General features: G+C 51.2%; 7 protein-coding genes. 1 reads left to right on the forward strand and 6 read right to left on the reverse strand.

Annotated elements, in window-relative coordinates; all coding sequences use genetic code 11:
• Window positions 1–64: 64 nt before the first annotated feature.
• From HMPREF1492_RS02525 to pepT, 6 genes are all read right to left on the reverse strand, one after another.
• Window positions 65–1,366 (reverse strand): C4-dicarboxylate ABC transporter, encoded by a 1,302-nt coding sequence (locus HMPREF1492_RS02525; protein ID WP_035435590.1) that lies wholly within the window; start codon window positions 1,364–1,366, stop codon window positions 65–67.
• Between the two features lie 243 nt (window positions 1,367–1,609).
• Entirely contained in the window at window positions 1,610–2,671 is a 1,062-nt protein-coding gene (locus HMPREF1492_RS02530; protein WP_035435593.1) for a winged helix-turn-helix domain-containing protein, read from the reverse strand.
• A 147-nt stretch (window positions 2,672–2,818) separates the two neighbouring features.
• On the reverse strand, window positions 2,819–3,616 hold the full coding sequence (locus HMPREF1492_RS02535) for an HAD family hydrolase (RefSeq protein WP_035435596.1): 798 nt from the start codon (window positions 3,614–3,616) through the stop codon (window positions 2,819–2,821).
• Window position 3,617: 1 nt separating this feature from the next.
• Window positions 3,618–4,475 (reverse strand): HAD hydrolase family protein, encoded by an 858-nt coding sequence (locus tag HMPREF1492_RS02540; RefSeq protein WP_035435599.1) that lies wholly within the window; start codon window positions 4,473–4,475, stop codon window positions 3,618–3,620.
• 121 nt (window positions 4,476–4,596) lie between these two features.
• Complete coding sequence (locus HMPREF1492_RS02545) at window positions 4,597–5,139, reverse strand: hypothetical protein (RefSeq protein WP_035435602.1); 543 nt, start codon at window positions 5,137–5,139, stop codon at window positions 4,597–4,599.
• 164 nt (window positions 5,140–5,303) lie between these two features.
• Complete coding sequence (gene pepT / locus HMPREF1492_RS02550) at window positions 5,304–6,566, reverse strand: peptidase T (RefSeq protein WP_035435605.1); 1,263 nt, start codon at window positions 6,564–6,566, stop codon at window positions 5,304–5,306.
• A gap of 245 nt (window positions 6,567–6,811) precedes the next feature.
• Between pepT and HMPREF1492_RS02555 the strand changes: the two genes are divergently transcribed.
• Window positions 6,812–8,488: a glycoside hydrolase family 32 protein gene (locus tag HMPREF1492_RS02555; RefSeq protein ID WP_051479365.1), complete on the forward strand. Its 1,677-nt coding sequence runs from the start codon at window positions 6,812–6,814 to the stop codon at window positions 8,486–8,488.
• Window positions 8,489–8,706: the final 218 nt, after the last annotated feature.

Genomic DNA, 8,706 nt, shown 5'->3' on the forward strand with positions numbered 1-8,706 from the left:
CTGCAAAGATAAAACGAGGCGAGAAGACCACAACAAGAGGGTCTTCTCGCCCCAAGGTCAGAACTTAGAAGTACAGAACACCAGACAGAATTACACCAAAGATGGAAACTGCCCAGAGGTAAGGAAGCATCTTACGAGTAACGGTGTTAACGTCAACCTCGCAGAAGTTTGCAGTCCAAACGTTCTGAGTGTTGGTTGGGTCGCCACCTGCCTGGATGCGCTCTGCAGCCAGGAATGCGCCCATGACAGCAAGAGGATTCAAGGTGTTCAGGCCAATGATAAGAGCTGCGATACCAGAACCAAGACCAAACATGTTCATAGGTCCACGATACAGAGCCAATGGCGAGAGGACCGCGAAGAAGACGATGTATGCAATAAGGTTCTGTGGCATGATGCCAAGCAGGAATGGGTTAAGAACTGCCTTAACCGTTGGGTTGGTAACTGCAAGGTAAAGGATACCAATGCCAACCATCAGGATAATTGCAGGACCAGCGTCGGTTACGCCGTCATAGCAAGTCTTTGCAAGAAGGTTCATTGCCTTGCTAAAGCTCTTGGAGGTAAACAGCAGGCACCACAGAATACCAACGGTAAATGCTGGGGTAACAGGAACCTTCAAGAAAGCAACAAGCACAATAGGAATGAGTGGAGTAAGCATTGCAAGACCACCAGCAACACCGGTGAGCTGCTTGGAGTTGCTCTGCTCAGCAACTGGAGCGCTGAAGGCAAACTTAATGCCATTACGCTTGAACTCAACAACAATCATAATCAAAGTTGCAATACCAGTTGCAACAGCAAGATAAACCTCAAAGCCCTGAACCTGAGCAATGTCTAGGTTGAAAAGCTTTGCGAAGGTTGTCCAGTTGGCAATATTGAGTGCCAGACCAGTGGTAAATGACATCAAGAAGATACATGCTGCACTAGCTGCGGGAACACCAACAGAAATCAAAATTGGCAGGACGATTGAGCCAACCATGATGATGGATCCCAAGCCAGAAAGTGTAGTAAAGAGGACAGCTACTGCAATAGACATAATCAAGGTGATTACCAGGGGCTTATCGCCACCAAGCTCTGCACTTTTCTTGATAATTGTCTCGGTAACACCAGTCTTGTTCATAAGCTGACCCAACCATGCGCCAAAAATAACAGCCATGATTGCGGCGCCCATGCGGACGGTGCCAGCCTCAAATACTGATGTCAGCCAGCCAATTTCTTTTCCGTCGCCGTCTTTTCCAAACATTGGAACGCCTGCGATGACACAAATCAAAATGGCCATCAGTGGCAGGGCAAGCAGAGTTGGAATCTTCTTAGTCATCATCAATGCAGCTACAGCCACAAAGACCAAGAGGATCAAAATACCCTGAACCATGTTTCCTCCTTAGGAACACATTGTTTGATAGCAAGTGCAGCTATCTTTCCTTCAAACAACCTACACGTACTTCTATAGATGCCTCAGCACCATGTTGACGACTTTGATGAGCAGACAAAGTCGAGAAACACCTTTGTTCCAGCGCGGCACATAGCGTACTACTTCCCTACATCTACCTTGCTGGCTTCTTACGCAAGCCTTGCTGGTTTCCTGCACATAACCTGCGTAAGTCTTACCGATTTACTACGTAGAACTTGCTGGACGCCAACCAGAAACAAGCACCCGTTTCCAAAGCTGGACAGTTTCTGGACAAAGACAAGCAAACCTTAGAGCAGAAACAGCATCTATTAATAAGTTTGTTGAAGTCATTCTTGTTACGATTAGTTTTGGAAATGCTTCAAACTGAGCAAATTTTTGCGCCAAAAAGGCAGGAGTAGACAACGCCTTATTTAGCGTATCTTCCTTAATCAAAGAAGTAGAGATATCTTCTTCGGGCACAGATACAACCACAGCATCAAGAGAAAATAGACTCTGAACCGTGCTGATAAGGTTCATTAACTTATCAAGTTGCAGGCCGTCTACGCTCACAAGTTGCTGAGTAATGTCTGCGTTTAATCCTTCTTTCATAGGAAGAGGGGTGTTATTGCTGACAACTTGAGCTACAACTCGAGTTCCAAATGAGAGATGCAAGTATGAAGAAACATCCTCAATGTTGTTTGAGCTTTCTACTTGAGAAAGAGCAAAGTCACTCTGCTCAAATTGCTTCACCGCTACCCTGAAGGAACTCTCTAACGCTTGTACCAGGGAAATTGTTGCCGAATCATGACCCGTTGAATACATGACGGAAAGCTCTGATTCAAGTACATCGCCCTCAAGCAGAACTCCAATTCCCTTAAGAATTGAGCCGTCAACAATAAACCTTGTAAGAGCAGTTTTAATACTTTCAAGTAGAGTTTCTCCCGAAGGAGCCTCTTCTGACAGCGTGGTACGAGCGTACTCGTTAAGAGCCATGTCAACGAGCACAAGTTCCTGACTCTGGCGAGAAACCCGAACAAGTCCCAAGAGACCAAACTCTGGAGCAAGTTGCAGAAGCGTCTTTGATCTACCAGCGGTTACTACGCGCTCTGAGCTTTCTTCAACCATTTTTGACTGAAGCAAATCTTGAACAATAGTAGTAACGGTACTAGGAGAAAGAGATAATTCACGAGCCAATTCAACACGAGACAGAGCGTTTTTCTCGCACAATGCTTTAATAACGGCACGTTTATTGGAATAGGCAATATCTTTAGTGCTGACAATTGACATACGTGTCCCCTCCTCTCCATTTCTGTCTGTACTACCTTATTTCGACTCTCGAAATAAGTCCATCAAACTTGGAAAGGAACGGGGCTAACGGTATGAAATTATCGCCAAATGGTCATGCTGAACAATTTGGTAAACGGCGCCAAGCCCTTACGCCAGCTCTTCCAGAATTCGACGCATTTCTTTCTGAACGCCCTGCTCGGTGTTGGGTGCAATGACCTTGGAGGCAATCGTCTTGAGTGCGTAGCGAGCGTTGTCCATAACGTACGCAGTGCCGGCATAACGCAGCATAGCGTAATCGTTCATAGAATCGCCAAACACAGCAATCTCGTCACGAGAAATGCCATAGTACCTGCGAATCTGCTCAAGTCCCGTAGCCTTGTTCACACCACGAGGCACCACGTCAATCCAGGTCTCTCCAGAAGGCATAAACGAAAGTCTATCGCCCATCTCTCGCTCAAGAATCATAGCCATATCCATGGAGCGAGCCCTCGAATCGCAGCAAATAGCAGCCTTGATGATACTAACGTCAGGTGAAGGTGGATCAAACACGCGCTCGGCGTTTGGCAGGTCTTTATCCAGCTCACGCACAAACGAACTCTGATCGTCCAGCAGATACGTATGCGTGCGGTCATAAACAACCAGGTGAATGCAGTCAAACTCAGACGTCAACTCAAACAGCTTACGAATAGAAGCTGACGAGAAAACCTCGCGGTCGATGACCTCGTTCTCTACATAAACCTGCGTGCCAAGAGAGGCCACGTAGTCAATCTTATCCGCGACCGGCTCAAACAACCAACGCAGTGTATCGTAACGACGACCGGAGCTTGCCACAAAGTGAACGCCACGCTTGTACAGCTCTTCGATGAGCTCGAATGTCTCTGGCGGAACCTCGGAATTCTGGTCCAGTAGCGTACCATCCATATCCGATGCAATGAGTCTAATCATGCTAGTTCTCCATCATAAAACGGGGAGTCTCCCCTGCTTTTGTTGCGCGTACCAGCTCAAGCAAGGCATGCGCAACGCCGTCATCTGCAGATGCACCTACGTGGTGCTTTGCTACCTGCTTGACCTCTGGAATTGCGTTTGCCACCGCCACCGAGTGCGGAACTTTACTGAGGATATCAACGTCATTCTCGCCATCTCCAAAAACAAGCACCTCTTCTGGAGAAATGCCCGTTCTTTCCAGGAGAGTTTCAAAGCCAGACAGTTTGGACACGCCCTTGGGCAGCACGTCAAACCACTGGGGAACAACCGACATGGTGTACACGTCTGGGCAGGCTGCGGCCACTTTCTGGCGACAGCGCTCCATGTCTTCCTCCGTGCCTGGACACGCAATTGTTGCGGCGACAAAATCGACGTCATCGGGGACTTGGTCGACAATGCCCGAGACAAATACCAACTTACGCTCGTAATCAGCGAGAATATCTTTGTCCAGCGGGCCGACAACATATGCCGGGTTGAAGAGGTTAGTCTTCTCTGGATAACAGACCAAGAACATGTTCTTCTCGTCAGCAAGAGCATCTGCGACGCCCTGCAACGTTTTGTGGTCAAAGATGGAGAGCGAGATAGTCTTGCCCTTGTACAGCACGCGCTTGCCGGTAGACATAACTCCTGTCTGCATACATGCCTCATCGAGGCTGAAAAGACGCATCAGCTCAACGTAATCTCGGCCGGTACAAGGGCCAAAGGCGATATCTGTTTCTTCAAGGAGCGTGTGAATAGCTTTGCGCGTGAAGTCCGACACGCGTCTGTTCCCAAAGGGTACCAGCGTATTGTCCATATCAGATAAAACAAGCTTAATCACAAACGTCCCCCGTTACTGCATGCTGCACAGGTCAGTGTGGACGTATCGTACGCCGAAGCTTTACGTTGACGCAAGCGACGCGCCTCAGAGCTGATACAGTCCAAGCTGCATCTTTGTACTTCTATCTAGTTGAACTATGTGCCAAGACGTCAAAGCGATCAATCTTGAGCAACACTTGGTCTAATCCAATCATACCCGAGAGACGCACCTTTGACGCATTCGAAGTCAAAATTAGAAGATCTCTAAACCCGGAACCCCGACGGCCGCCAACCCACTCCATGCGCTTAATGTCCTGGTAATTGATGGAAATTTCAGAGCCTACAAAGGGCACTACAACCATCTCGTCATCAAAAAGCGAGACCTTATAACGACTCAAGATGTACCACGCCATAAACATGACAACCGAAAAGGACGCAAAAAACGCCATAACAATGTCTGGGTTTGGCGTAAACACGTTAACGTAGCAAAGCCAGCCGAGAATAACTGCGATTGCACTGACAAATGCCATGTCAATAATGAGCGAACGTGTGAGCGATGCGGGAGTCACGTAGGTATCGTGGTGGCTGTGGCGACGCTCGGAAATTCCAACGTTTCCCGAGTGCTCTAAAAACGCAGCTATAACGGGTGCCGCAACGACAACAATTCCAAAAAATATTGCGAGCATTGCGACCTCCCTTACTCCGTGAAAAAAAGAACAATGACCCTTCATAATTATGCTACGCTCCCGCACACCATTTATTGACAAGGGTGAACGGGAGCGTAGACGGTAGAAATCTAGCTATGAATGGCAAAGCTGCACGTCAAGTAGTCGCACGCGATGCGACGACGCTAGCCGCGGGCAGCAAACTTGGCGACGAGCTTCTCCAGAAGGTCAACAGTAACCTCAAGGCTTGGCACGGGGACAAACTCACGCACGGAGTGGGCGTTATATCCGCCGGTAGCAATGTTGGGGCATGGCAGTCCGCGGAAGGTGAGCTGGGCACCATCGGTACCGCCACGAGCGGCAACTGGCTTAGGCTCAATACCAACCTCACGATTTGCCTCAAGCGCATAATCAATCAGGAACTCGTAGCCGTCGAACTTCTCGGCCATATTGCGATACTCCTGGTGAATCTCAACGCGGACGGTATTCTCGCCATAGCGCTTGTTCAAGAACGCGGCGATATCCTGCAGGACCTGCTGGCGGTTGGCAAAAATCTGGGCGTCGTGGTCGCGGACGATGTAGCTGAGCTTGACCTCGGACGCAGAGCCCTCGATGGCGATTGGATGGTAGAAGCCCTCGTAGCCCTCGGTGTGCTCAGGGCGCTCGAAGGCGGGGACCATCTGCTGGAACTCGGAAGCCACGGTAATTGCGTTGATCATGACGTCCTTGGCGCTGCCGGGGTGAACCATGACGCCCTTGAAGTAGACGTCGGCGTGGGCGGCGTTGAAGCACTCGTAGTTGAACTCGCCAAGAGCCTCGCCGTCGACGGTGTATCCGTACGCGGCACCGAGTTTGTCCAGGTCAAGTAAGCTTGCTCCGTGACCGATCTCCTCGTCGGGAACAAACGCAATCTTGAGCGTAGGATGCGCGAGCTCGGGGTTATCGCCCAGGCGCTTGAGCAGCGCACAGATCTCAGCCACACCGGCCTTATCGTCAGCGGAAAGCAGCGTGGAGCCGTCGGAGCAAATGATGTCCATGCCCACAAAATCCTTGAGGTCAGGGACCTGCTCCTGGGTGGTTGCGATAGTCTTGCCGTTGACGACGCCGGCGACCAGGTCACCGCCCTCGTAGTGGACGACGTGCGGTTTGATGCCCGAGGCAGGCGCGTCGATGACGGAGTCCAGGTGCGAGCAAAGCATCAGCGCGGGAGCCGACTCGGCACCCTTGGATGTGGCGAAGGTGCCGGTTACGTAGGCATGCTCGTCGACAGTGACGTCGGTGCAGCCCAGCGCCTTGAGCTCCTCGCCCAGGTAGCGAGCCATCTCGTGCTGAGCAGGCGTGGAAGGGGTGACGGTGTCGTTCTCGGGGTTGGACTGGGAATCAACCTGCACGTAGCGCATGAAGCGCTCGGCGACATCGGGGAGCTGGTTAGGTGTGGTTTCAGGCATAGGTATCCTTTCTGGATCAAGTACGGCTCGGGGCAGCGCGGGCGTCGCGCGGGTGCGGGCGTCGGTGCGGGCGCGTGGGCACGTGCAGCTACGGGCGGTGCGGGCGCGCGGGCGCGAGCGCGACCGTCGTCGTTGAATGTTGTATGCATTTACTGTACCGCAACTCAAAACGAATTAAACCTACCTGCACGAACTTTGCGCGCACATGCCATAATAATTGCAAGAAACGCGAAAGACGGAGCGCTATGACAAACGACTTTTGGACGCCACAATTTCATCTCTTCCCGCCTCAAGGTTGGATGAATGACCCCAACGGACTTTGTCAGTTTAAGTCCGTCTACCACGCGTTTTACCAGTACACTCCCGAGTGGCCTGCCAACGAGCTCCGCTTTTGGGGACATGCTGTGAGCAAGGATTTGCTCTCTTGGGAGACGCTTCCGATTGCAATTTCTCCAGACGCAGCTTGCGATAAGGACGGGGCGTTTTCGGGTTCGGCCTGGATTGAGACGCGCAACGCATCGGCCGGCGACTGCGGTCACGACAACGGCGCGGCGGCCGGCAGCTGCGGCCACGGCGGCGACGGCAACGACGGTGCCCACGACGGTGCGGCGGCCAGCGAGGTCATGCGGCTCTTCTACACCGGCAACGTTATGGACGAAACACACCCAGAAGCCGACGGCATTGACGTCGGTCGAGAGGCCTATGAGGTCATGGTGACCTCTGAAGATGGACTGAATTTCTCGCCAAAGTGCGTTGTTTTGAAACCGAACGACTACCCCAGTACCTGCACAAACCACGTGCGCGACCCGAAGGTTTGGGAGCAAGACGGGGTTCTGCGCATGCTGTTAGGTGCTCGCGAGAGGGACACTGCGGCTGGTCCCGCGAAATCCGCAGATGAACGCTGCGATTCGGGAGCGGTGTTGATTTACGACTCCAGTGATTGTGGCGAGTCGTGGACGCTCCACTCGGTTATACGCGGGGCTAACGACCTGGGTCATCGTGAGGCGTTTGGCTACATGTGGGAATGCCCTTTTTTGGTGCAGCTAGATGACCAGGAGTTTCTATCTGTGTGTCCGCAAGGGCTAAGTGAAGGCGCTAGTACGGAGCCAAGCGCTGGTACGGAGTCAAACGCCGATGCGGAACCAAGTGCTGGTACGGAACCAAGCGCCGATGCGTCCAAGGGATCGCGCTTGAGCGATTCCGCTAACTTGCAAGAGAATACTTCAAGCGAGCCTCTCGACAAGTGGCAAAACATCTGGCAGTCGGGCTATTTTCCGCTTCCAGAGGGCCAAAAGCTTATCAATGTTGAAACTGTTTCCACCGATAGCTTTGTGCTCTGGGATCATGGTTTTGACTTCTACGCACCTCAAACGTTCGTCGATGATTCTGGCCGAACCATTTTGATTGGATGGATGGGCATCATCGATCCGACTTACCATAGTTATCCTGAAGGCATTGGATTCTGCCACAACCTTACTCTGCCGCGAGAACTTTCGCTGTCTGGTGATGGCGTTATCCTGCAGCGTCCTGTTAAAAAGCTTGATGCTAAGCGACGCGAATGTGTGGAATTTGTCGCCGACACTGTCGTCAAAATAGATCAACTATCTGCAGATATTGAGATTACTGGCATATCCGGAGACGGAACACTTACTCTCAACGACGCGCTTGAGCTTTCTTACTCCAAGGGTATTTTTGCCTTGAAATTCATTGACGAGGACACCGCTGCAGGCAGGACTCAACGCTCTATTAGGCTAAAGGAGCTTTCTGACCTGCGTGTTATTGTTGACGGCTCTACCGTGGAGATTTACCTGAACGATGGTCGCGTAGTTTTCTCGACGAGATGGTTCCCTGCGTCCGAGCATCTAACGTTGAACAGCACTTTTGTTGCTTCTGGCTCGCGAGCATACAGCCTAGTCGCGTAACTCGGTGGGTTTGCTTGGCATAGTCTAGCTCCGACACCAAAGGAATACTGTTTGTAGTCACGGATTGAAGCCGTTATGCATGAAATTGCATATTCCGTACGTTTTATAAGCAAAATTTTCACAGGACTCGGAAAATTGCCGTTTTTGGGACCTCAGGCGGTAAAAAATGCGTTTAGTTGGGGATGGAGAAATTTAGTTCGATTTTTTATCTTTATGTT

Source organism: Atopobium sp. BS2, assembly GCF_000565075.1.
GTDB lineage: Bacteria > Actinomycetota > Coriobacteriia > Coriobacteriales > Atopobiaceae > Lancefieldella.